Origin of the sequence: Coleofasciculus sp. F4-SAH-05, from assembly GCF_040222985.1 — a bacterium.
GTDB lineage: Bacteria > Cyanobacteriota > Cyanobacteriia > Cyanobacteriales > Coleofasciculaceae > Coleofasciculus > Coleofasciculus chthonoplastes.
Map to the genome: position 1 here is coordinate 1 of NZ_JAVKBY010000260.1, position 23955 is coordinate 23955.

General features: G+C 46.9%; 24 protein-coding genes. 11 read left to right on the top strand and 13 right to left on the bottom strand.

Annotation, left to right across the window (positions count from 1 at the left end):
- The first annotated feature begins 553 nt into the window (after positions 1 to 553).
- Positions 554 to 2524, top strand: a complete 1971-nt coding sequence (gene acs, locus RIG27_RS32055; RefSeq protein WP_446351104.1) for an acetate--CoA ligase — start codon at positions 554 to 556, stop codon at positions 2522 to 2524.
- Positions 2525 to 2627: 103 nt separating this feature from the next.
- Here the strand turns inward: acs and RIG27_RS32060 are convergent, their stop codons facing one another.
- Positions 2628 to 4550, bottom strand: a complete 1923-nt coding sequence (locus RIG27_RS32060) for a protein kinase domain-containing protein (RefSeq protein ID WP_446351105.1) — start codon at positions 4548 to 4550, stop codon at positions 2628 to 2630.
- Between the two features lie 53 nt (positions 4551 to 4603).
- Positions 4604 to 5824, bottom strand: a complete 1221-nt coding sequence (locus RIG27_RS32065) for an RNA-guided endonuclease InsQ/TnpB family protein (RefSeq protein WP_446351106.1) — start codon at positions 5822 to 5824, stop codon at positions 4604 to 4606.
- Positions 5825 to 6022: 198 nt separating this feature from the next.
- On the opposite strand from RIG27_RS32065, the gene moaA reads away from it, so the two are divergent.
- Entirely contained in the window at positions 6023 to 7009 is a 987-nt protein-coding gene (moaA, locus tag RIG27_RS32070) for a GTP 3',8-cyclase MoaA (protein ID WP_446351107.1), read from the top strand.
- On the opposite strand, the gene RIG27_RS32075 is transcribed toward moaA, so the two are convergent.
- From RIG27_RS32075 to RIG27_RS32085, 3 genes are read right to left on the bottom strand one after another with little or no spacing between them, the layout of a single operon-like run.
- Complete coding sequence (locus RIG27_RS32075; protein ID WP_446351125.1) at positions 7010 to 7213, bottom strand: D-galactonate transporter; 204 nt, start codon at positions 7211 to 7213, stop codon at positions 7010 to 7012.
- Between the two features lie 15 nt (positions 7214 to 7228).
- Positions 7229 to 7837, bottom strand: coding sequence for a 30S ribosomal protein S4 (rpsD, locus tag RIG27_RS32080; RefSeq protein ID WP_446340857.1), 609 nt, complete (start codon positions 7835 to 7837; stop codon positions 7229 to 7231).
- Positions 7838 to 7884: 47 nt separating this feature from the next.
- Positions 7885 to 8010, bottom strand: coding sequence for a hypothetical protein (locus RIG27_RS32085; protein ID WP_446351108.1), 126 nt, complete (start codon positions 8008 to 8010; stop codon positions 7885 to 7887).
- Between RIG27_RS32085 and RIG27_RS32090 the strand changes: the two genes are divergently transcribed.
- The 3 genes from RIG27_RS32090 (at position 8010) to RIG27_RS32100 (ending at position 11107) form a co-directional block, all read left to right on the top strand.
- The gene (locus RIG27_RS32090) at positions 8010 to 9470 is read left to right on the top strand and encodes an aminotransferase class I/II-fold pyridoxal phosphate-dependent enzyme (RefSeq protein WP_446351109.1); all 1461 of its coding nucleotides are present in this window, start codon (positions 8010 to 8012) and stop codon (positions 9468 to 9470) included. The two genes, RIG27_RS32085 and RIG27_RS32090, sit on opposite strands and share 1 nt — an antisense overlap.
- A gap of 18 nt (positions 9471 to 9488) precedes the next feature.
- The gene (cbiT, locus tag RIG27_RS32095) at positions 9489 to 10094 is read left to right on the top strand and encodes a precorrin-6Y C5,15-methyltransferase subunit CbiT (RefSeq protein WP_446351110.1); all 606 of its coding nucleotides are present in this window, start codon (positions 9489 to 9491) and stop codon (positions 10092 to 10094) included.
- Between the two features lie 98 nt (positions 10095 to 10192).
- On the top strand, positions 10193 to 11107 hold the full coding sequence (locus tag RIG27_RS32100) for a phosphatidate cytidylyltransferase (RefSeq protein ID WP_446351111.1): 915 nt from the start codon (positions 10193 to 10195) through the stop codon (positions 11105 to 11107).
- A gap of 146 nt (positions 11108 to 11253) precedes the next feature.
- On the opposite strand, the gene RIG27_RS32105 is transcribed toward RIG27_RS32100, so the two are convergent.
- The 7 genes from RIG27_RS32105 to RIG27_RS32135 form a co-directional block, all read right to left on the bottom strand.
- Positions 11254 to 11973, bottom strand: a complete 720-nt coding sequence (locus RIG27_RS32105; RefSeq protein ID WP_446351112.1) for an SDR family oxidoreductase — start codon at positions 11971 to 11973, stop codon at positions 11254 to 11256.
- The gene (gene folK, locus RIG27_RS32110) at positions 11967 to 12476 is read right to left on the bottom strand and encodes a 2-amino-4-hydroxy-6-hydroxymethyldihydropteridine diphosphokinase (RefSeq protein WP_446351113.1); all 510 of its coding nucleotides are present in this window, start codon (positions 12474 to 12476) and stop codon (positions 11967 to 11969) included. Before folK ends, RIG27_RS32105 begins: the two co-directional genes overlap by 7 nt.
- 3 nt (positions 12477 to 12479) lie before the next feature.
- A complete protein-coding gene (folB, locus tag RIG27_RS32115; RefSeq protein WP_446351114.1) occupies positions 12480 to 12833 on the bottom strand; it encodes a dihydroneopterin aldolase in 354 nt (117 codons plus the stop codon).
- Between the two features lie 228 nt (positions 12834 to 13061).
- The gene (locus RIG27_RS32120) at positions 13062 to 13670 is read right to left on the bottom strand and encodes a hypothetical protein (protein WP_446351115.1); all 609 of its coding nucleotides are present in this window, start codon (positions 13668 to 13670) and stop codon (positions 13062 to 13064) included.
- 194 nt (positions 13671 to 13864) lie between these two features.
- Positions 13865 to 15502 (bottom strand): CHAT domain-containing protein, encoded by a 1638-nt coding sequence (locus tag RIG27_RS32125; RefSeq protein ID WP_446351116.1) that lies wholly within the window; start codon positions 15500 to 15502, stop codon positions 13865 to 13867.
- Positions 15503 to 15746: 244 nt separating this feature from the next.
- A complete protein-coding gene (locus tag RIG27_RS32130; protein ID WP_446351117.1) occupies positions 15747 to 18131 on the bottom strand; it encodes a PP2C family serine/threonine-protein phosphatase in 2385 nt (794 codons plus the stop codon).
- 140 nt (positions 18132 to 18271) lie between these two features.
- Complete coding sequence (locus RIG27_RS32135; protein WP_446351118.1) at positions 18272 to 18550, bottom strand: DUF6737 family protein; 279 nt, start codon at positions 18548 to 18550, stop codon at positions 18272 to 18274.
- 118 nt (positions 18551 to 18668) lie between these two features.
- Here RIG27_RS32135 and RIG27_RS32140 point away from each other — a divergent pair, with 118 nt between their 5' ends.
- Positions 18669 to 18929: a hypothetical protein gene (locus RIG27_RS32140; RefSeq protein WP_446347054.1), complete on the top strand. Its 261-nt coding sequence runs from the start codon at positions 18669 to 18671 to the stop codon at positions 18927 to 18929.
- A gap of 116 nt (positions 18930 to 19045) precedes the next feature.
- Here RIG27_RS32140 and ndhM read toward each other — a convergent pair whose 3' ends face one another.
- The gene (gene ndhM / locus RIG27_RS32145) at positions 19046 to 19387 is read right to left on the bottom strand and encodes an NAD(P)H-quinone oxidoreductase subunit M (RefSeq protein WP_446351119.1); all 342 of its coding nucleotides are present in this window, start codon (positions 19385 to 19387) and stop codon (positions 19046 to 19048) included.
- A 299-nt stretch (positions 19388 to 19686) separates the two neighbouring features.
- Between ndhM and RIG27_RS32150 the strand changes: the two genes are divergently transcribed.
- The 5 genes from RIG27_RS32150 (at position 19687) to RIG27_RS32170 (ending at position 23612) form a co-directional block, all read left to right on the top strand.
- Positions 19687 to 20559: a hypothetical protein gene (locus RIG27_RS32150; RefSeq protein WP_446351120.1), complete on the top strand. Its 873-nt coding sequence runs from the start codon at positions 19687 to 19689 to the stop codon at positions 20557 to 20559.
- Positions 20560 to 20703 carry a hypothetical protein gene (locus tag RIG27_RS32155; protein WP_446351121.1) on the top strand — a complete coding sequence of 48 codons (144 nt, stop codon included), beginning with the start codon at positions 20560 to 20562 and terminating at the stop codon, positions 20701 to 20703. It abuts the gene before it with no gap.
- A gap of 123 nt (positions 20704 to 20826) precedes the next feature.
- Positions 20827 to 21450 (top strand): GAF domain-containing protein, encoded by a 624-nt coding sequence (locus tag RIG27_RS32160; RefSeq protein ID WP_446351122.1) that lies wholly within the window; start codon positions 20827 to 20829, stop codon positions 21448 to 21450.
- Positions 21451 to 21452: 2 nt separating this feature from the next.
- Positions 21453 to 21680, top strand: a complete 228-nt coding sequence (locus RIG27_RS32165; RefSeq protein ID WP_446351123.1) for an ATP-binding protein — start codon at positions 21453 to 21455, stop codon at positions 21678 to 21680.
- 252 nt (positions 21681 to 21932) lie between these two features.
- Positions 21933 to 23612 (top strand): ABC1 kinase family protein, encoded by a 1680-nt coding sequence (locus RIG27_RS32170; RefSeq protein WP_446351124.1) that lies wholly within the window; start codon positions 21933 to 21935, stop codon positions 23610 to 23612.
- Positions 23613 to 23955: the final 343 nt, after the last annotated feature.

Genomic DNA, 23955 nt, shown 5'->3' on the forward strand with positions numbered 1-23955 from the left:
TGGGGAAGTGCCTGTGGACTGGTTGACCCTGAGCGGAGTCGAAGGGTTGAGTGCCGACACTGCCAGAGTGAAGCAGGAAGTAAGCATCAAGGTTAGATTTGACTACGGTTGATCAGTTTTGAGTAGGTCTTATGTAACGGAACAAGCAACAGGGAAGGGTTGTAGTGCGAGCGTCTCGCTCGTTATTTTGTATGTTTTTATCTATAGCACTACGGGGATACGTTAGGACATTCTCTTGTTGCCAGGGAAGAAAAAGCCTGCCTTGAACCTAGCCAAAGCATCAATTGTAGGGGCGGGTTTAGGAACTAACACTAGCTGAATCACCGATAACGGTTAAACAAAACCCGCCCTTATTCATGCTCAACTATATTAAGTTATGTAAATAGACCTCAAACCCTTACAAATGACGAATGACGAATGACGAATGACGAATGACGAATGATGCCGCCCCTATCGAGGAGTCGGCAAGCTTTACAAAACGTCAAAATTGCTCATTCAGGCAAATCTGCCTTCAAAATGGTTTGAGTACAGCAACAGATTACAAGCGCAAACGATGCCTGAATCAACGATTGAATCAGTTCTGCAAGAAAAACGTCTATTCCAACCCCCAGCTAAATTTTCCCAGACTGCCCACATTCAGAGTCTGGAGGAGTACCAGCGCCTCTATGACAAGGCAAAAGCTGACCCGTTAAAGTTTTGGGCGGAGTTAGCCGAACAAGAGTTGCACTGGTTCCAGAAATGGGATACAGTCCTCGATTGGCAACCTCCCTTTGCTAAATGGTTTGTCGGCGGCAAGACGAATATTGCCTATAATTGCCTAGACCGACACCTAACCACCTGGCGACGGAATAAAGCTGCCTTGATTTGGGAAGGGGAACCAGGGGATTCCCGCACCCTCACCTATGCCCAACTGCACCGGGAAGTTTGCCAGTTTGCTAATGTCCTCAAGCAATTAGGCGTGAAAAAAGGCGATCGCGTGGGGATTTATATGCCCATGATTCCGGAAGCCGCGATCGCGATGCTAGCTTGTGCCAGGATTGGTGCGCCGCATACAGTGGTATTTGGTGGGTTTAGTGCCGAAGCCTTAAAAGACCGATTAGTAGACGCCCAAGCCAAAGTAGTCGTCACCGCCGATGGTGGCTGGCGCAAGGATAAAATTGTTCCCCTGAAACCTGAAGTTGATAAAGCCCTTGCCAATAACGGCGCACCCACGGTAGAAAACGTCCTCGTGGTTCAACGTACCCAGCAAAAAATCCAGATGGAACCGGGGCGCGATCATTGGTGGCATGATTTACAAGCGGGGGTGTCAGGAGATTGTCCCGCCGAACCGATGGATAGTGAGGACATGCTATTCATTCTCTACACCTCTGGGACAACCGGTAAACCCAAAGGTGTTGTTCACACCACCGCAGGCTATAATCTCTATACCCATATCACCCTGAAATGGACGTTTGATCTCAAAGACACTGATGTTTACTGGTGTACCGCTGACGTGGGTTGGATTACGGGTCACAGTTACATTGTCTATGGTCCGCTGTCCAATGGTGCCACCACCGTCATGTATGAAGGCGCACCCCGTCCCTCGAATCCAGGGTGTTTATGGGATATAGTGGAAAAATATGGCGTCAATATTTTCTATACCGCACCAACCGCAATTCGGGCATTAATTAAGATGGGCGAACACCATCCCAAAGCCCGCGATTTATCCTCGTTACGAATTTTGGGAACTGTCGGTGAACCGATTAACCCAGAAGCCTGGATGTGGTATCACCGAATTATTGGCGGACAACGGTGTCCGATTGTCGATACCTGGTGGCAAACAGAGACAGGGGGATTTATGATTACCCCCCTACCCGGTGCCGTTCCCACTAAACCTGGTTCAGCCACGTTACCGTTTCCAGGTATTCTGGCAGATATTGTCGATTTAGAAGGCAATCCGGTTGCGGTAAATCAGGGGGGATATCTGGTGATTAAGCACCCGTGGCCCGGAATGATGCGAACGGTTTATGGTGATCCGGATCGCTTCCGCCGCACCTATTGGGAACATATTGCACCCAAAGACGGGCAGTATCTCTACTTTGCTGGGGATGGTGCGCGTCGAGATGAAGATGGCTATTTCTGGGTGATGGGGCGTGTGGATGATGTGATTAATACCTCTGGACATCGCCTCGGCACTATGGAAATTGAATCGGCATTAGTCTCCCATCGCGCCGTAGCAGAAGCGGCTGTCGTTGGACAACCGGATGAGGTGAAAGGGGAAAATGTTTTTGCCTTTGTCATGTTGGAGAATGACTACAGTCCAACGGAGGAATTGGCAAACGAACTCAAGGCACATGTGGTTAACGAAATTGGTGCCATCGCCCGTCCCGGTGAGATTCGCTTTACAGAGGGAATGCCCAAAACGCGATCGGGTAAGATTATGCGGCGTTTGTTGCGGAATTTAGCAGCCGGTCAGGAGGTGGCTGGAGATACGTCTACATTGGAAGATCGCAGCGTCTTGGATAAATTAAGAGGCGGCGCTTAAAACGTTGCCGGACATGATATCAGAGGGTAAGCGAGAGAAACTTCGCTTACTCTTGATCTGTTTAATTTTTGCACCTGACAAGAGCAATTGGAAATCGCGGGAATCAACAGGCTTCTTCGGTTTCCGGTTCACACATTGGTACTGAATTGTCTCCAGTGGGTTCTTTTGGTTCAGGTTTAGGGTTTTCGGGATTTGACTGTTCAGATGACGGCGGGGTTTCCTGATCCGTATCCCCTTGATTTTTACGTTGGGTGGCTTTGCGAACTAATTCATTCAACTTTTCTCGCCAATAGCGCTGTTCCGGAAAATCGCTGTCTGCGGCATAAATGATCACATCAACATAGCGACCTTCATTGTAGGCTTGCTGAATCTTATCGAATTTGGCTTTCGCTTCCCCCCATTCCTTTTGCCAGGTCTCGATTTTCTTTTGAGCATCCTCAAAGGCTGGACTACTGGGAAGAACCGATTGAGCCGCCGCGATCGCTCGATCTAAGTTACCTTTTTGATACTCTTCTGTTGCTTTTGTCAAGACCTTTGCCCCATTATCGGGTTTGGGCTGATCCGGGGATTTTTGCGGGGGTGGGGTTGGGGTGGGTGTTGGTTCTGGGCTGGGACTGGGTTTTGACTCAACTGGGGTGGGACTGGGTTGGGTTTCTTCAGGGGTGGGACTGGGTTGGGTTTCTACTGGTGTAGGACTTTCAGGTTGTTCAGCAATAGTCTTTGAGGAACAATCCAGATACTGATCAAAAACCCACCCTTGCTGCGGTGAACGAATTTCTACCCAATCCCCTTGCTTGGTTCCCGTTAAGGTTAATTTGGTGCCTTTATTAACTGTGCCAACAATCGTGGCGTTGGGGTTTGAGCGCACGTTCAAGCCTTGAACCGTCACTGTACAAGTCCCTCGTGCCATACCACCGGACATTCCCTGACGAATGCCATACGCCATCCCTGCGGCTGCCATAGCTACAGCTAAACCCACACCAATGATTAATGGGGCGCGGTTCGGTTCAGATGCAGGTTCGGGTTCAGGGGGCGGAGGAGGAGTAGGAGTAGGAGGAGTAGTAGGAGGAGTAGGTCTTCGAGGGGGTGCGGCTGGGGAAACTGCCAGGGTGCCCTGTTGGGAGAGGGGAGTAGATTGGGGTGTGGGTTGAGATGGCGAAACAGGTTGACCGTAAGTAGAAGAAGCGGCGATGAGCGATCGCACGGCTTGTAACGCTTCTGTTGCAGACTGGTAGCGGTCTTTGAAATGATAGCGTACCATCCGGGTCAAAATATGTTTTAGCCCTGGAGTCACAGGGGCAAGATCTTGCCAGATCAGTTCGCCCGTATTTAAATCTTCCTGTAATTCAGCAGGCATACGACCTGTAATGGCTTGGATAGCGATAATTCCTAGGGCGTAAATATCGCTAGTGGGACGCGGTTGACCCAAAGCCTGTTCACTGGACATATAACCCGGAGTTCCTACTGCAACAGTATTGCTCATTTGCCCTTGAGGATTTGCCAGTTGAGTCCGGATTTGCTTAACCGCCCCAAAGTCTAATAAGACTAACTTCTTGTCTAAATTCCGTCGAATCAGGTTATCTGGCTTAATATCCCGGTGAATGACGCCGTGGTTGTGAACAAAGTCTAAAACCTCTAAGAGTTCTTGTAGCAGGGCAACAACTCCTGTCTGATCCCACGGTTGACCCGGTGTCAACTCTTTGCTTAGGGGATGCCCTTCAATATATTCCTGAACCAGATAAAATTCTTGGTCTTCTTCAAAGTAGGCAAGCAGACGCGGGATCTGGTTGTGATTGCCCAGTACCTCTAGGGTTTCCGCTTCGCTATTGAATAGACGTCGGGCGGTTTCTAAGAAATTGGGGTCACGATTCGCAGGCTGAAGGTGTTTGACCACACAAATTGGGTTACCGGGACGACGGGTATCTTGTGCCAGGTAGGTGCGACCAAATCCTCCTGCACCGAGGACTTGGTTGACTTGGTAACGACCATCTAGTAACTTGCCTAACATAAAAGTGATGCGCCTCAACGTTCACTTGATAATACTTACATAGTTCCTAATTTTACGAAAAAACGCGGAAATTAGTTGGCAAGAGTAATCTTGACTGGGTGAACTACTACACCCTCTATCCCGTTGCCAAAAGCATCTGGGACTACTTTACGAATGATGTTGTAACTGCCGTTAATGTCGGCGTTAAACTTGACGCCGATTTTTGAAAAGTACAACCCACGTTTAACACGACGACCGCTAAACTTTGCTGCTTTCGCCTCTGGACTTCCGTGAACAGGAATAAAATCTCCATCCAGGAAACTAGCAACCGACGTATAAGATTCTTCGGTGATGATGACTTTTATGCCAATCAGTTCAGCTTTATAGGTCAACATCTCGATAAATCTTGCATGGGGAACGCTGGTAAAATTCTGGTTGTTAACCTTACCGATACGGATTCCCTGCTTCCAGTTCTCGTTTTTACCAATCACGAGATTTGAGATATTGTTCTCAACTAACTGGTTGATAATAAACCGACTGGACTTGTGGAGATAGTCGTCAATCTTGAATCCTCGCTTAGTTGATAAACGCTGAATTCGGTTTGACGTTTTCCTGTTTCCCTTAAGTTGAGATTGCAGTTCGGCTTTTTTCTTGTTGTAGTAATTGTTAATCGCCTTAACCGGTCTGCCGTTAATCAGGAAAGGTTTAAATCCTTTTTGATTTGAAGTTACAGCCGCTAAGTTGTTAAGTCCAATATCTACACCGGCTACCGCTTCACCGCTAACCAATTGCTGAATGGGTTGCTCATAAATCACCTCAACCACGTAGTAATTAAGGCGGGGAACAATTCTTACTTCATTGATATCCGGCTTGTGGCAAGATATCATCAGGTTTGTTCCCGATGGCTTAATCCATCCTTTTTGAAGCTCTTTTGAGCTAATAGCCTGGATGGTGTAAACCAACAGATTACGCCCCTTCTCTTTATCTTTGTATTTGGGAAGCTTGGGCTTGCCCAAGAATAAGACAGGGTTTTTCTTGTATGCCTTATTAGCTTCTTTCCAGGCTTTCCAGTTTCTGTCTAAGCACCGAAGAACTTGTTGAGATACTTTACGAGGCAAAGCACAATAAGACTCCTCTGTTTGCATCCGAGATGCCATTTCGTTGTAGGAGAGGATTTGGTTGGTTTTAAAGAAGTGTTGACGAATTTCGTAATTGGCTCGGTTGTAAAGATTTTTCGACTTGAATGCTAAGTTATCAATCTCTTTCCATTTTCGAGTGCCTTTACAAACTACGTGCTTCTCAACAAGTTTCATTATCTCAGAGATGCGTAATCCGATAATTTTCTGCGGTAATTTCCCCGAACATCTGTATATATTACCACAGCTTGCCTTAATTTGCCATATTCTTAATAAATGGAAACAATAAATACATAATTCTTACTCTCCAATGAGTTGAAGATTCTTATCATAAAAAAGTAGCAGCCAAAATATGGGGGATAGCCGCGAATAAAGATGAACACTGTCGATTATCTCCGGATTAGCCTAATTGACCGTTGTAACTTCCGCTGTCACTACTGTATGCCGGAAGGGTCAGAACTTGACTATATCCTGCAACAGGAACTCCTCACCCATGAGGAACTGCTGACGCTATTAAAAGAAGTTTTTATCCCAGTCGGGTTTAAAAAGTTTCGTCTGACGGGTGGAGAACCGCTACTGCGTCCAGGGGTGGTGGAGTTGGTGAGAGAAATTGCCGCCCTGGATCAAACCGAAGATTTAGCGATGACGACAAATGCCTTTTTACTCGCAGGTATGGCACAAGACTTGTATAATGCAGGATTACGGCGGATTAATATTAGCTTAGACTCTCTCAATCCTGACACCTTTGACAAAATTATCGGGAATCGGGGGCGATCGCGCTGGCAACAAACCTGGAACGGAATTCAAGCCGCACATCGGGTGGGGTTTGATCCCCTGAAATTGAATATAGTGGTTATTCCGGGGGTGAATGATGCAGAAGTTCTGGATTTAGCCGCCCTTACCCTTGACCGCCAGTGGCACATTCGCTTTATTGAGTTTATGCCGATTGGCAATCCTGAATTATTTAGCGATCGCGCCTGGATTCCGTCTGAGGAACTCCGTCGGCAAATCCGCGATCGCTGGGGATTACTTGAGTCAAATGTACGCGGAAATGGACCGGCTGATGTATTCCAAATTCCTAATGCCTTGGGGACTCTCGGCTTTATCAGTCAGATGTCCGAATGTTTTTGCGATCGCTGTAACCGGATGCGCCTATCCGCCGATGGCTGGTTGCGTCCCTGTTTACTCAATGAAACGGGTCAGATTGACTTAAAAAGCGCTCTCCGTAGCGGTGTTGATCTCGCCCAATTAAGAGCGCGAGTGCAGCAGTTACTAGCGATTAAACCAGATATCAACTTTAAACAGCGAGACTCTGGTACTGATGGTTACTACACTCGCACCATGTCACAAATTGGTGGATAGTCATTTGTCATTTGTCATTCGTCCTTTGTCATTCGTTTTTTCCAGTACCCAATATGACAAACTTGTTTTACCGATGGACTCATGAACCATTAACCAATGACCGATGGACTCATGAACCATTAACCAATGACCAATGACCAATGACCAATGACCAATGACCAATGACCAATGACCAATGACCAATGACCAATGACCAATGACCAATGACCAATGACCAATCTACGCTTTCCGTGAATAGAACTCAACCACCAGCAGTTCGTTAATTTGCAGGGCGACCCACTCACGCTCAATCACGCCATTGACCTTACCGGTGAATGTTTTCTTGTCAAACTCTAAATGGCTGGGTAGATTTGCCAATCCGGGGTATTCCAGATTTTGTTCCACCAAACGCCGAGAGCGCTCATTATCTTTAACTATAATCACATCACCGGGACGGCATTGATAGCTAGCGATATTCACTTCCCTACCATTGACCATCACATGACCATGATTCACAAGTTGACGCGCACCCGGGATAGTACCTGCCATTCCTAAACGAAATACGGTGTTATCCAGTCGCATTTCTAGCAGTTCTAGTAACGCTTGACCCGTGGAACCCGTTGCTCGACGAGCTTTGCGAACATAGCGAAGCAATTGCTTTTCCGTGACTCCGTAGTTGTAGCGGAGTTTCTGTTTTTCTTCCAATCGAATCGCATATTCTGACCGCTTCCGGCGAGCTTGACCATGTTGACCGGGCGGATATGAACGACGGGGGGATTTGCGAGTTAAACCAGGGAGATCGCCCAGACGACGGACAATCCGCAGGCGCGGACCTCGATATCGCGACATAGAACTTCCTTGTGTACCTAACTAATTTTTTACCCAAATACTTTATATTACAACTGACCAATGACAAATGACAAATGACCAATGACAAATGACCAATGACAAATGACCAATGACAAATGACCAATGACCAATGACCAATGACCAATGACCAATGACCAATGACCAATGACCAATGACTATCCCGATACTTGATGCCTTACAAGCCTGTGCTGGACGCCCCCACGCCCCGTTCTACGCCCCAGGTCACAAGCGGGGAAAGGGTATATCTGATCGGTTGATCAACCTTTGGGGTAAATCAGTCTTTGAGTATGATCTCCCCGAATTACCAGATTTTGATAACTTATTTGCTCCTTCAGGAGGGATTCAGGAAGCGCAGGAGTTAGCGGCAGGGGCGTTTGGTGCAGATAAAACCTGGTTTTTGGTGAATGGCTCAACCTGTGGAGTAATCGCGGCAATTGTAGCCACTTGCGGTACAGGAGATAAGCTGATTTTGCCTCGGAATAGTCATCAATCCGCGATCGCAGGTTTGGTTCTTTCCGGTGCGAGTCCGATTTTTATTACCCCAGAGTCCGATCCCTCTGGTGATTTGGCACACAGTATTACCCCAGACGCCGTAAGCCTTGCCCTCAAGGAACATCCCGATGCTAAGGCGGTGATGCTACTGTATCCGACCTATCATGGCGTGTGCGGCGATATCCACGCGATCGCCCAACGGGTACATGACTACAATATTCCTTTGCTGGTTGATGAGGCACACGGAGCGCACTTAGCCTTTCATCCAGATTTGCCGCCAAGTGCCATGTCAGCCGGGGCTGATTTAACCATACAGTCCACCCATAAGGTTTTGACGGCGATGACCCAAGCCTCAATGCTGCACATTAAAGGTCATCGCCTTGATCCGGAACGATTGAGTCAAGCTTTACAGCTTGTCCAGTCTACCAGTCCCAGCGCCCTCCTCTTAGCCTCTCTAGACGCCGCACGACAACAAATGATGTTGTATGGGGAAACGCTGATTAGCCGCACTCTAGGACTGGCTGAGGCGGCGAGGGAACAGATTCAGCAAATTCCGGGATTATCGGTGTTAGATGCCACAAAGACTCCGGGCTGTTTTACCCTAGATCCGACCCGGTTGACGGTGAGAGTTATGGAGTTAGGGTTGAGTGGGTTTGAAGCCGATGAAATTTTTTGTGATCAGTTGGGTGTAATTGCTGAGTTGCCGACATTCCAACATCTGACGTTTATCCTGAGTTTAGGGAACACGGCAGCAGATATTCAGCCATTAGTCCAAGCCTTTACCGACTTACAACAGCGCTATTCTCGTCCTGATGCTTCCTTTAGGCAAAATTTATACCAACCGGGAATGACATCAGGGTTAATCCTGGAACCGTCCATGTCTCCTCGCGATGCCTTTTTTGCCCCAAAAGAACGGTTAACTCTAGATCAAAGCGTTGGTCACATTAGTGCTGAATGGATTTGTCCCTATCCTCCAGGAATTCCCATTTTAATTCCAGGATGTGCGATCGCGTCAACTACAGTAGATTATTTGCGACAGGTTCAGCACTTGGGCGGCTATATTACTGGGTGTAGCGATCCTCGCTTAGAACGTGTAAAAGTTGTCAAAAGTAAGGACTAATGACCAAGGACGAACAAAATGTCTTCTTCCCTGTGGCACTATACCACTCCTGGTATTCCCGATGATTTATTCGAGCGCTTGCCTGGTATTCCCCTAAGCAAGCGAGAAGTACGATTACTAATTATTTCCGCATTGCGCCTAGAATCCCATTCCTTGCTCTGGGATATCGGTGCAGGAACAGGTACGATTGCCGTAGAAACCGGATTACTTTCTCCTCACGGTAAAATTGTGGCGGTAGAACGGGATGAAGAGGTGGCAAACCTGATTCGACGCAACTGCTCCCGCTTCGGCATTGAGAATGTTGAAGTTATCGAAGGATCTGCACCTGAATGTCTCCCCAATCTACCGGGAAAACCCCATAGAGCCTGTATTGAGGGAGGACGCCCGATTAAAGACATTCTTAAGGCAGTCTGGCATTACTTAGAACCCCAAGGTCGGATTGTTGCCACAGCGAGTAATTTAGAGAGTCTTTATACCCTCTCCGAAGGATTGGCTGAGTTACAAGCCCGTAATATCGAGGTTGTGCAATCGTCAATCAATCGCTTGGAAACCCGAGGTACTCATCAAATCTTTGCGGCTGTTAATCCTATGTTTATCCTCAGTGGGGAGAAGCTAGATTCGTGAATGGTTGACTAACGGCGAATGCTGCCCGATTGTTAATCTTAATGTAATAGTTTTATTCAGACAGTTAATTTGGACTGTCTTGTGTCAAATAAAGTTCTATGCCCTGGTCTCGGATTTTTAGTGGAATTGTAGCGATTACCCTAGCGATGGGGATGATTGTGGCTGGAGGATGGTATTTTACCCTCGGTCTCTGTGTCATCGTCTATTTGGGTCAACTGGAATATTTTCAACTGGTTCAGGCAAAAGGAATTGCGCCTGCGGCTAAAACGACGTTAGTTGTGAGTCAACTTTTATTGGTGACAGCCGCCCTGAACTCTAATCTGACGGATGCCGCCTTTCCCATTGCTGGAACCCTGATTTGTTTTTACCTGCTCTTTCAACCCAAGATGGCGACGATTGCGGATATTGCCGCTTCGATTTTGGGATTACTCTATGGCGGTTATCTGCCTAGCTACTGGATACGATTGCGCGTTGGTTTAGATGGAGGGGTTTCATTACCCTTGAATGCTATAGCGAGCATCAATAGTTTCTCGTTCAATGACTCTTGGCTTCACCCTTGGACTAATCTAACGGTTCTGTCCCAAGGCTTAACCGTAACTCTACTCGCGTTTGCCTGTATTTGGGCAGCCGATATTGGGGCGTATAGTTTTGGCAAGTTTTTTGGTCGCACTCCCTTATCGAATATTAGTCCTAAAAAGACAGTAGAAGGGGCAATTTTTGGAATTTGTGGCAGTGGGGCAGTGGCGATGCTTGGGGCTTGGCATCTGCAATGGTCAAGCTGGCAACTCACTGGATTTGTTTTCGGTACGTTAATTGGCGTGGCTAGCCTCTTGGGAGACTTAACTGAATCCATGATGAAACGAGATGCGGGGGTCAAGGATTCAGGACAATTAATTCCGGGTCACGGTGGTATTTTAGATCGCACAGACAGCTATGTTTTTACAGCGCCCTTAGTGTATTATTTCATTACACTCTTGCTGCCTTTGTTACCGCCGTTTGGTTTAACTCCCTAAAACTAAGTAGGTCGGTGGAAATAAACTCAACTATCCACCAGTTATGTGAATAGACCTCAAACCCTTACAAATGACCAATGACCAATGACCAATGACGATCCCCACCGTTAACTTTTATTATCCCCACCTACTTAACACGTCATACACTATAAAAACTCGCCACCATCGAGGGTAAGTACATCTCCCGTGACAAAGGATTGTTCAATTAAATAGCTGAGCGCTAACTGAACTTGTGAAAGCTTACCCGTTTGTTTTAGTGGAATGCTTTGCTTAAGGCGTTCCAGGTAATCATTTCCTTTTTCAGATGGTGGCAAAATAGCTCCCAACGCGATCGCGTTAACGCGAATCTTAGGCGCTAAAGATACCGCTAGGTCAAGTGTTGCCTGCTTTAAAACAGCTTTTGACAATCGATAGGTAAAGTGTTCGCTTTGAGCGCGGGATAAACGTGCATCAATAATGTTTACCACTAAACCTTCGCAGGTATGATTTGTCTGTGCAGCAAATTGTTGAATTAAAGACAAGGGGGCATAAGCGTTAATATTCATTAATGAAGACCACACCTGATCGAATTGTTGCAATTGATCCTGCTCCGGAAACCTAGCCGCTGAATTAATCAACAAATCAATGGGTTTAAAAGCGGCGGGTATACGCTCAAACATCTGTTGTACTACCCGGGGTTGTGAAAGATCACAAGGCAATAAACAGTGTTCTATGCCTTGCTCAGTTAACTCCTGGGAGAACCTTTGAGCCTGATCAGCAGAGTGGTGATAATGAATTACTAATCGATAGTGATGGTTGGCGCAGGCTTCTGCTAACGCACGTCCAACTCGAATCGCGCCACCCGTGATTAGCGCTGTTTTTACCATTGTTTAAATTTACTCATATCTATAGGATCGGCGATACGTTCTAGCTGGTGTGACGATTGTTCAAAGGCTTGCCAGAGTTCAGCCACCGATTTTTTTTGCCGTGGGTGTATCCAGTCACCAGCAACGTCAAACAATGGCAATAAAACAAACGCATCATGCAGTATCTCTTCTCGTGGTAGCACTATCGGTGATTGACACACCATATCACCATAACTGAGTAAATCAATATCGAGGGTTCTGGCACTGAATTTTGGTGCGGAATGATCGCGTCCGGCTTTCACTTCCAGGGATTTGAATAGTGTGATCAAATCGGGAATTGTCCAGTCGCTGTGAAACCCTACCACCATGTTATAAAAGTCATCCCCCTCAAATCCCACCGCTTCACTTTGATATACTGGTGACACTTGCAAAGCACCAAAATGGTGGTACAACTCGCTGATTGCCATTTCCAGGTGCTTGTTGCGCTCAATATTGGTACCGATGCTAACGTAAATCTGAGCCATGAGCTAGTAGCTCCGTTCAATGATTACGCCTACCGCTTTTGAACCTGTTACTGCTCCCGGTTTACTGAGTTTGATCCGAAGCCAGGATACAGAAAATTCTTGTTGAATAATCTCGGCAGCACGTTCTGCCATAGTTTCTACTAGGTGAAATTCGCTTTGCTCAACAAAACTGATAATCCGCTTTGAAACGGCTTTGTAATCTAGAGTATGGTCAATGGTATCGGTCTCTGCTGCTTTTTTGATATCACCAGCCATCTGGATATTAAACACGACTTTCTGACGAATCTTTCTTTCCCAATCATAAATACCAATGACAGTTTCAATGGCAAGGTCTTCAATGAATACAATATCGGTCATTGTTTACAGTCGGAATCGTTAAGTTAGTTGGTTAAAGTCACAGTATTGTATACCTAAAATTGGGTGCATGTCAACTGTTTTGGTTAGGTTTGGCTGAAACAACCACTTAGTAGGAATGAACGATATAAAACTCCGGCTCCCGGTGAAGGTAAAATCCCTGCCCTAAAAGTGCAGGGATTGTCAATTTATTGTCTTTTGTCCAGAGTTCAGTAAAAATAAACCCGACAATTAATTGTCCTCAAACGTGTTATCCAGTTGTGTGAGAGTATAATGGGCAATCGCCAAACTTAAGCGCACCTGCTCAATGGGTGATAATTCAGACCATTCGACTGAACCAATAGCCCCAAAGTCTTGATTACCTCGCATGGCGTAAGCCCACGGACGGGCAAAAACGAATAAATCATCTTCCGTCCAGTTTGGCAATAAGGGTCTAACACATAAAACAAGCTGATCGGCAAGTGATATATTCATGGATAACGCTTGTTGAGCTTGATTCGCGATCGCGTCCAACCAAGACGACGGCACCCCAGCAAATCGTTCAGCCAATGACCGCTTTACCGAGGCGGAACCGGAAGAATCTGAGGGAGTTAGCGATGTCCAGCACTGGTGCAAGCGATTGAATAAGGTTTGTGATCCCGATGTAATTTCTGCTTCGGTTTGACAAGCAAAGAGAGAAAATCCCGCTTCCAAATCTGCCAAATAGTCTTGGGCTTCAGGTTCAGCGGGATTCCAGGGATAACAATCGTCCTCAGTTTGCCAGAGTGCCTCTAGGAGTTCTCCTTGGGCTTGACTCAAAGCATCCTGATAATTTTGGTATGGTTTATGTTGACTGGTCATAATACCCCTTATGTGATCGTTGGTGGTGATGAAAATTGATAGGAATAGCTACATCAGCACTCTCGAAGGTTCCGTACTCGTTCCGAAAATAAAGGTTAGTGCCAAGAATTGGCAGAACTTCTAGAACCGTTGAATTGAGCCGTGTTCTTCTCGACTCGAATCTCTCCGAGTCTAAAACTTGTTAAGTTTTTGGCTTAAAGGTTTTCAATAATAAACTCCAGGGTTTGACTCTGAGTACTGCCAAATTTTAACTGACTACCCGACTCCAATGGCACTTCCTGATGGTGGATTCTCTGCCACCCATCTGCTCGTAAAATATGAGTGCCGTTGCGAGAAAAATCACGCAGGAAGTAAGTCGGGATTTGTCCGGGATGAGTGAAGGTATCGCGACAGATAATTTCTGCATGTTTATAGCTCACCCACATTTCCTCATCCAAAACCAAATCATTCTCCTGTCCGCGTCCCACCCGCATCAGCGCACCGCGAATTCGCCAAACTTTACCCATCGAGTTTAAGGAGCGTAAGCAAGCGGTGGGCGTTTGTTCGCCATTCCAGTTGCTAGGCATAGGCGGAAGCTCAGTAATTCCTTCTTCTAAGAAAGCAATTAACTGTCCTTGAAACTCCGGATGCATATACAGCACAGGTAACGTCCAAGCGGGTTGGTTGAACTTATAAAGCGTGAGTAATTGTTGTCTGGCAACAGCGACAGCTTGGTCAATCGGCATCCGGGCAGCTAGGGCTTGGGCAAGACTTTGGATAAAACTCAAGGCTTCGTGATCCGCGATCGAGTCACGCATACCCAAAACAGCGGGGACACCGTGTTGAATTAACACTTCAGCTAAACTACTCCGGGGGATGGTTTGACCTTCCACCTGATCCGGTTGAGCGCCCCAACAAGTATTGAATACCGCCAAGGTTACCTGATTCCGAACTAAGACTTGAGCTAGTTCCGTACCGTTAATTGGTGCATCCGGACTTAGAAATAATAAACCCCCATCTGGAGCAGGTTCACCATGACCCGCATAGAAAAGGATATTGTAACCTCCTGTGTCTAAAGCGGCAATTAAGTCAGCGGGTGTTGGCTGTAGCAGCTTTTCCACAAAACAGGGAACGGAGGTGGGGTTAAACTTTTGACAAGATTGAAAAACATTTTCTAGAACCGCTGCCTCTTGTTCAAGCTGTAAGCCAGCCCCTGACTGATCACCCCCGGAACGGTGGACATCTTGTCCAAATACGAGCAGGATATTCAGGGCTTGATCGTGGCGGATCAGCGGTTTGAGAGAGTCAACATTACTCGTCGTGCGGCTAAACAGTAGTTGAGTAGACAGAGAAATAGCCGGTTTACCTGCCATTTCTTGCATAATTTCCCAGGGAAGGGGAATCAAGTCAGGATGTCGAATTTCCAAGCGCACGCGCAGGGATTTATTTTGTCCCCGGGCAATGCCCCGACTTTCCGCCAACGTTGTTTGAATGGAACCCGCAAACAGCCAATTCCACAAGTCTATTCCCAACTGCTGCATCAGCCGTCCCCCGTAGCTAGTCGTCTGCGGTGTAGCGTTTTCGCTTTGGGGTGATAGGGTTGGTGTTGGTGTCGGTGTCGGCGTAGGCGTCAAGGGATGAGGCAGGGGTAATAAGGGGGGCAAATTACCCGTAGAAAACATTTGTTGCCACGCCAACCAGGTTTGAGTCAGAGTGGGAGACCAAATTGAGTCATGATGAACATAACCCCCAGGATAAGGAGCTTCAATCACCCACACGGCAAAATTATCTGCCCCAGCCGTAGACAGACGTGCGATCGCTAAACTGAGGCAAGGAGTTTCGATATCAGACATTCAACGCCCAGATGTAGAGCAACATTATCAGTTTTTGATAAGTGACAGACCAAATCGCAATCAAACTAAGACAGCGCAGGAAACTCGGAACAGTTTGGGGATTAGCCCAGTTAAGAACCTTATACAATATGGTACTATTCCGGTCTAATAGTGGCTACGTCCGTGAATGTAGAGAGGTCTCTACTCGTCTCTACTCGTACTCGGTTAATCGGTTAAGGAAGAACTTGGGGAAGCTCGTACTCGGTTAAGGAGAACTTGGGGAAGGCGTTGACGCTTCAGATTGAGGCGTCGTTGCACATACGCCCTTTTGTTCCAATGTTGCCTTAACATTTAAGTCAACATTTGAGCGAATATTGACAACTTTTATCCAACCCCGATCGCCTGGCTCAACCAGAGGATAAATATTGCGGCGCCGCTTGGCGTCTGATTGGGTAGAAGATTCTGGGGTAGAATCAGCAGACTCTTCAACTGCTGTCTGTACCGCCTGAGTTTCAGCACTTTCTGTTCCCGCCGAACACACTCTCAATTTAAGCCAATCCTCTTCCCCGGAAGCGGACGATTGATTAATAACTTGCAGCACACTCCCTCTAGGAACTAACCGAATCGGTGAGGTATTTTCCTCCGGCGGCTGGAGTCGCAGTAGTAACGGAACATCTTGTCCTTGTGCATTGGTAACTGTTGAGCGCGTCACTCGCATCAGCGTCAGATTCTCCACAGATGAAGTCCTCTCAGGACTAGACGTTGGACTAGCGGTTGGAGATGGCGTCACCGACACGGATACTGGGGCATCAGAATTAGAACTCTGCCTCACAAATCCTTGAAGCCAACGCCGAGGCAATAATAGATAAGCCAGTCCTGCACCCACGACCAAAAGTACAACAATTGCCACCATAAGTCCCCAAGGACGCCGTTTGGGTCGGGTCAATAGTTTGGTTTTCGTATGGGAAGGGACAATGGTGGTCGTCGTTGGGGTTTCCGATGGCGTTTCCGTTGTCGGCATTGGCAACGATTCCGGCTGAGGCGGCGCAAGTTCTGTTGGTGCTGTGTCCGCTGATGCCGTTACCTGACAGTAGACCAGCGCCAATGTAACATTATCATGACCATTTTGCCGATTCGCTATTTCGATGAGATGGTCAGCAGCGGTTGGGACATCACGCTGTCCGTCCAGAATCGGCAGAATTTCGGTTTGCCAGTATTGTTCCACTCGGTCATGGTCACTGAGACCATCTGAACAGAGAAGAAATACACTATCTTCGTCCAGGATAAACCGCTGGGTGGTTGGATGTAATGTGGTAGACGATGCCATGCCCAAAGCCTGGATTAATGAGCCAGAGGTCGGCTGTTGCACAGCATACCGATACAAGGTGTAACCCAATCGCACTTCACGGGAGGCTAGATCATCATCTTGGGTAATTTGATGACACCCTTGGCGCGTTACCCAATAGACGCGACTGTCCCCGACATGGGTGATGTATATTTCATGGGCGCTGGTTTGAGCCATAACCAGGGTTGTACCCATCCGCTGTCGCTCAGAGCGATGTTCGCTATCATTTTGCTGGCTGATGGCGTCATTAGCGGCACAGGCGGCTTGTTCAAGTTGTAGAGTCAGATGAGTTGGGTGCCAATGGTCGCGATCAAAATGGAGGCGTTCCACTTGCTCTCGCAAAACATTGATGGCTAATCCCGAAGCCACTTCCCCCCCTTCATGTCCGCCAATCCCATCACAGACGATGGCTAAGGCATTTTCATCGGTTGAGCGACTCCATAGTTGTCCAATGGGTGGGTAACAAGCATCTTCATTGTGGCGGCGAACTGGACCCGAATCCGTCCCGGTAAAAATCTGATAATGACGCGATTGCCCTTGCCCGCAGTCTTTGATTCCCTGATCAAGCAGTCCCACCAGTTGTTCGGCGGTGCGAATTTTTCCTTGGGTCAATTGCTCACAGAGTTGCCTGAAAAACTTTTTTATGACCGAGGAGGCGTCAGGTTGGAGTTGAGACCAGCACTGACCCAGTTGTTTGAGCGTCGGTGGGGCGGGTTCATCTCTCTGAAGTTCCAGTAGATGCAGGATAGAGGATTCTGGACGCAGCCAATCGAGATTGAGTAAACTTGTCGCCACTCCTTCACTGCTTAAGGGTTGCCACAGGTTAGCGATTTGCCACAACCAGTTGAGTTGGCGTATAGCTGTCGCCTCTTGCCAAGCTGTTCTCAGGGGAGGAAAAAGTTCTCCTTGAGACCCAGCCGTATCAGTTTCCAGAATCGGCGCATCTTCCAATAGCCAGATTTCTGAATCTTGGCGTCTTTCACCGCCTCTCAGTCGCCCATAGACTTGGGGAATATGTAAGCGATAGGGAGAGAGTCTCAAATAGGGCAACAACTCCTCCGGAATCTCTTGAGGGGTATCCGGTGGTGTTGCTGGTTTTGTATCCAGTACAATCCGTTCCTTGACCAACACATAGCGGTTGGCAATTAGCGATTCGGGCTGATAGGCTTCTATTCCCGATCCTAGCGCCCACAGATAACGCCGCTTCAAGGGCGTGCGACAGTTCTGACAAAACTTATTGACAGGGGGATTGGCAGCCTGACAGCGGTAGTTAGGGCATTGAAGGGTTGCTGCAGGATTGTCCATGGAAACACTCTTGGCTACATCTAGCTAGTGGTAATTGGGCGGTTGAAGTCGCACTGCCGCGATCGCAATGCATATCCATTATGGGATCATTGAAATAAGCCTACTGATTACAAATTCTAGCGTCTGATTTGAGAAGCCGTTCACTCATCTGAGGGATAAATGGTGGCAACCGACTCGGATTCTTGATCGGGTTGGCGATTTGTCAACTCAAGGTAACTATGCCGCAAGAGACGGGGCCACAGCCATAAAAAGTAAAACCACCAAACCAAAATGGGGGTAGCCACTATCAAGGTTATCCAGAGCATTTTGGCTAGCATCCAACTCCCCGCGATGATTACAACTCCGGTCAGGAGAATCGACCAAGGCTGACACCACCACGGTTTATAATTCCAAGGATTCAAGGGATCTTTGACAGACAATAGTTGCCTCTAGGGGAAAAAATAACTTTATTTATAATACTTTTTTTGGACTTAGATATAGCGCGGGACTTATTGCCTCCCCCAAACGTCCATCGTTTGTTAAAGAGTACCAACAGATATGCCTAAGCCCGATTATGACACCTCCGATGATCACTCCTTTGAAGAGCTGAACTCCCCTGCGAGTGTTGAAATAAAACAGCTTATGGAGCAAATTGAGAACTCCCATGACCTATTGTACAAAATGATTAACTTGGAAATGTGGGCATTAGCCGAAACGATGGATGAGTTTATCCCAGGTTTTTGGAGTCGTTTTTTGGAAAATCGTCGTTTAACCCTCAAACAATTCCTGCAAAACAATTCTCACTCTAGAAAGAGGTAAATCACCGTTACATAAGACCTACTCAAAAGTTGCTAGCCCCATAGATTTTCTAGGATCACACTAGACAGGCAAAGTAGAGACCGTCCATGTTTGGTCTCTACATAAATAATGTGTCCTTACGAGTCCTGAGACATGACCTGCGGCAATCCCATGCTATAGTTCATTACGCGACACTCCAGGTTGTAGCTAATTTCACCCTTTTGCAGGAGCGATCGCATGTAATGCTCTAAATCTGAGCCGATGCGGCGAAGATTATACTCAGTCAAATCTTCACCGCTATAGGCTTCTACAAAATCATCAAACTTACGATAGATTTTTTGCAGGGCATCTTCACTCCAATTAAATTCATTATCGGGGTCAACGTCTAGTGTTAGAACGTTGTTACTCTCAACTAATGCACTGTTTTGCACCTCGGCGGCATAGATGCGAATGTGACGAGTTGTCGATTTAAGCAGCATGGAAACCCTCCTAGTCAAGGTAATACTTTCCTTTAAAATTGTAAAACTATGTAAATACATAATCGTCACTCGTCATACTCAAGGGAGTGAGAAACAAGTTACGTCATTCGTCATACTCGCGTCCCGAAAAGAACCAAACTAAGTTGATGTAAGGGGTTGAGGGATATTTACAGAACTTAATTTTGATGGTCATCCACCTACTTATCACCTCTCAAGCAGGAAGGATTCTTGTGTCCTAGAGCGCCTGAAGGTAAATTATAACAGTCAGCCCTAGCGACTAATCCATAGCTTAACCCAATATGCACGATTCGATGGATGATATCGCCAAACAAGCTCATCAGGGCAGTGTGGCGGCGATAATTCAAATGCTGAATCAACAGTTAGCCGATGATCGCGTCAGAACCCGAGCGGTTTTTGCTGATGGCGTGTTGCACCTGTTGTGCGAAGCACCTGTAGTCGAACCCTTGGAGCGCTCTGTTCTCGTCAACCACATCCAAAAAATCCTGGAAGATATTGCGCCGCGTAACATTCGTCGGGTAAACATTCACAGCCGTATTGTGCAGGAGCAACAATTGCTATGGTTAGAAGAAATCAGCCGTAATCCAGATCATCTTTTATGGTCTCAAGAAATTGTGCTGAATCAGTCTAACCCGCTTCAGCAATGGATAAAAGCACTTAAATCTCCTAAAGCTGAGCCGAGGAAGAAAACTCAGCTTCCCAAGGTATCCTCCTCCCGCAACGTTAAGCAAAACCCTCGTTTCCAGCGCAGTCTTGTTGCTGGAGTTAGTGTTCTGGTTCTCCTACTCTTAGGGGGTTGGTTGGTTTACGATCGCTTAATTCCCTCTCCTTACGCCAGCACTACTCCTCAAGAACCCACCTCTCCTCCCACACCTGTCTCACCTTCAACAACAGCCCCCTCAACAACTGCGACACCTTCTGATCCCTTTACCGAAGCTGTTCGCCTAGCCATCGAAGCTGATGCTGAGGGGAAAACGGCGAATACAGCCGCTCAATGGTTAGATATAGCAGCGAGATGGGAAAAAGCATCGACTCTGATGAATAGCGTTAACCCCGATCATCCCCGTTATGAAATAGCTCAAGATCGGGTTATTCTTTATCGCCAAAACAGTCAACTGGCTCAACAGCAGGCAAAACAGAGACAATCTCAGTAATTGTCATTGGTAATTTGTCATTTGTCATTCGTCATACTCGCTTCCCTTCGGGGCGGGTGTGGGGTGTGGGGTGTGGGGGTGTGGGGTGTAGGGGAGGAGACTAGCCCCTACACCCTGCGCGAAGCGCACGTCACTGATGTCTGAAGACTAATCCGAAAATTAATCCCTAAGCCTTGTAGCACTTGGGGAAAGCAGGTGAAACGTCGGATATGTCTTCGCGAAAACTGTTGCCGCCGTTCTCACCTAGGAGCATAGAGGTATTCACTCATGGTTGTTCAAAACTTTGACGAAATGAACTTTTTGGCAAACGGCAACCATAAACTACCGCCACAGGACAAAAGCTGCTCAACCAGTAAGCGGGCAGTGTTGAGGCTTCATACCTGGTGTCAATCAAGGGTCAATGGGATGATTGTGTTAGGGCGATCGCAGTCTTATGATTGGACAATACAGGAAAAACAACGGTTAAGTGAGGTTAAGGTTGTCGCTGAATGGTGTACCCCTATGCTTGATCAATCAGTTCAGCTAAAATCCCAAGGATTACTCCATCAATCCTTCGGGTTATCCGACTCTGGCTTATGCCAAAAGGCTTGGAAACAGACGCCTGAACCGGTTGCGATCGCGGATTGGGCAAATACTCCAATTGAGACTTCAGGAATCTCCCGATTTGAACAGGCGATTAGCCATGGGGTGTTAATGGTTCCTCTGTATCACACCTTTAGCAATGGTTCTCAACATCTAAAACGATTAGGATTTTTGGTTGTCCAACAGGATCAGCCACGTTTATGGCAAGTGGATGACATTGAGTGGATCAGATGGGTGGCGACGCAACTAAGTGAGTTGATTGACCAGCATCAAAACAGGTTCAGGCTACGGTCAATCGACTGGCGTTAACCTTGACCAACATCGGTGCAGGTATATTACCCACCGATATTAACTATATTTTTGAGAAATTTCGGCGCGGTCAAGGGATTACCAAGCAAGCGGTTCCCGGAACAGGATTAGGACTAGCATTAGTGAAGTGCTTAGTCAATCATCTCAATGGCACAATTGAGGTAGCGAGTCAGCCTTTAGACAATTCACATCAGGCGATGGTTTCATTTACTGTAACTCTACCCGATTAATTAAAGAGGGCGACGCGACCGTCTGTAGGGGCGGGTTTTACCGATAACATGCCTTCAAAAACTGCTAACTTATGCAAACCCGCCCTCTTTCCGGTGGTGTTAATTAGGCTAAGCGGGTCGCCCCTACAGGGTTGGTGCGTCAATCCGAAGTTAGCGAATCAATCCTCTTCTGCCATAAAACCGTACAGTATTAAAGAGGAGACCCAGAGTTTCTCGCTCCTGTTCCCTCATTCATCAGATGCAAAAGGCAGAATGCTGACTAAGGCTAAGCCCAAGCCACCCCGTTGGCAACGACGAAAGTATTCCCCCCTCGCCCGCCAGATTGACATTTTTCGGTCGGCGGCGAAGTTTATGTTCTATTTATGGTGGGACAAAACCATTGCTAATGATACGCCCAATCACCGGAACCGCCGCGCCCAATGGCTGGTGGGGGCGTTGCTGGATTTAGGTCCAACGTTTATTAAGATTGGGCAAGCACTCTCGACTCGTGCTGATTTACTGCCCTTAGAGTACATCGAGGCATTGGCGCATTTACAGGATCGGGTGCCGGCATTTAGTGGCGCCGAAGCGATCGCAGTAATTGAAGTCGAACTGGGTCAGTCTATCCATGCATTATATCGGGAGTTTGACCCCTTTCCCCTGGCATCGGCTAGTTTGGGTCAAGTTCACAAAGCACGGCTGCACACCGGAGAAGATGTGGTGGTGAAGGTGCAGCGTCCGAGGATTGAACGACTTTTTAATTTAGATTTTAAAATTATACACGAATTGGTGCGATTTGCTAATCGGTATTTGCCTTGGGTAAGGAAGTATAAACTTGAGGCAATTTATCGCGAATTTTTTGATTTACTCTATCAAGAAGTAGACTATATACAAGAAGGTAAAAATGCCGATCGGTTTCGGGAAAATTTCAATAATTATCCGGGGATTATGGTGCCGACGGTTTATTGGCGATATACGACTAAGAAGGTACTCACATTAGAATATATGCCCGGTATCAAGATTGATGATCGGCAAACCCTGGAAGCCTGTGAAATCAACACCAATGAAGTGATTCAGCGAGGAATTTGTTGTTATCTGAAACAGTTATTAGAAGACGGCTTTTTTCAGACCGATCCACATCCAGGGAATATGGCAGTTGATCAGGACGGCAGTATTATTTTCTATGATTTTGGCACGATGGCGGAGGTAAAATCCATTGCCAGAGACCAAATGATTAAGACCTTTTTTGCCGTTTTGCGGAAAGATACCGATGAGGTGGTGAATACCTTAACCTATATGGGGTTACTTGAACGGCAACCGGATATGACCCCAGTTAAACGCTTAGTCGGGTTTATTTTAGAGCGCTTCCGGGAAAAGCCAATCGATGTGCGGGAATTTGAAGCATTGGGGAATGAGTTGTATGTGATGTTTGAGCAGCAACCGTTTCGTTTACCTGCACAAATGACGTTTATTTTAAAATCGTTAACCACGTTGGATGGGATTGCCCGGGCTTTAAATCCAGAGTATAACTTATTAGCCGCCAGTCAACCCTTTGTCAAAAATTTAACCGTTTCCAAAGGGCGGGGAGATGTGGTGAAAGAACTGGCAAAACAAGCCAGGGATTTTATTACCTATAGGTTAAATAAACCCAGTTCCACGGAACTGTTAATCCGCCGTTTAGAAGCCCGAATTGAGCAAGGGGAACTGCAAGTAAGGGTGCGTTCCCTGGAGAGCGATCGCGCCTTGAAACGGATTCATTTGGCGATTAAGAGTTTGATTTATGCCTGTTTAACGGGGTTTGCATTATTGGCGGGAACAGTATTATTATTAGTGCCCCATACGGGGTGGGCAATTGCCGCGTTTACGTTGTCATGGTTTTGGTTTGTTGTTTTGTTGTATTCGTTAGTTCAATTGGCGGTGAAGGAAAAATTAGAGAAAATGACCCGTCGGTAGATAATGTATTATTCAGCTTTTAGTTAATAATTTAAAGTGACGTGATATCTAATAGTCGGATAGCTGTAGGTTGGGTTGACGTAGGAAACCCAACAAAAGTGAAAAGCCATTGAAACAGGGGCGGGTTTAGTTACATTTGGGTGAGGTCAAAAAGGATAGTAGTAAAACCCGCCCCTACATAGGGCTTGCTGAATGAATCGGAAAGCTATACTATACAAGGGTTTAAAGCCATTTTTTAACCCAACAAGTGCAAGGTTTTTACACCCTTACGCTCTTGCATCCTTGGATTTTCACCTCCGCGAGCGCAGAATCTTCCCCCAACCGGGGGTTGAAACTGTTCCCT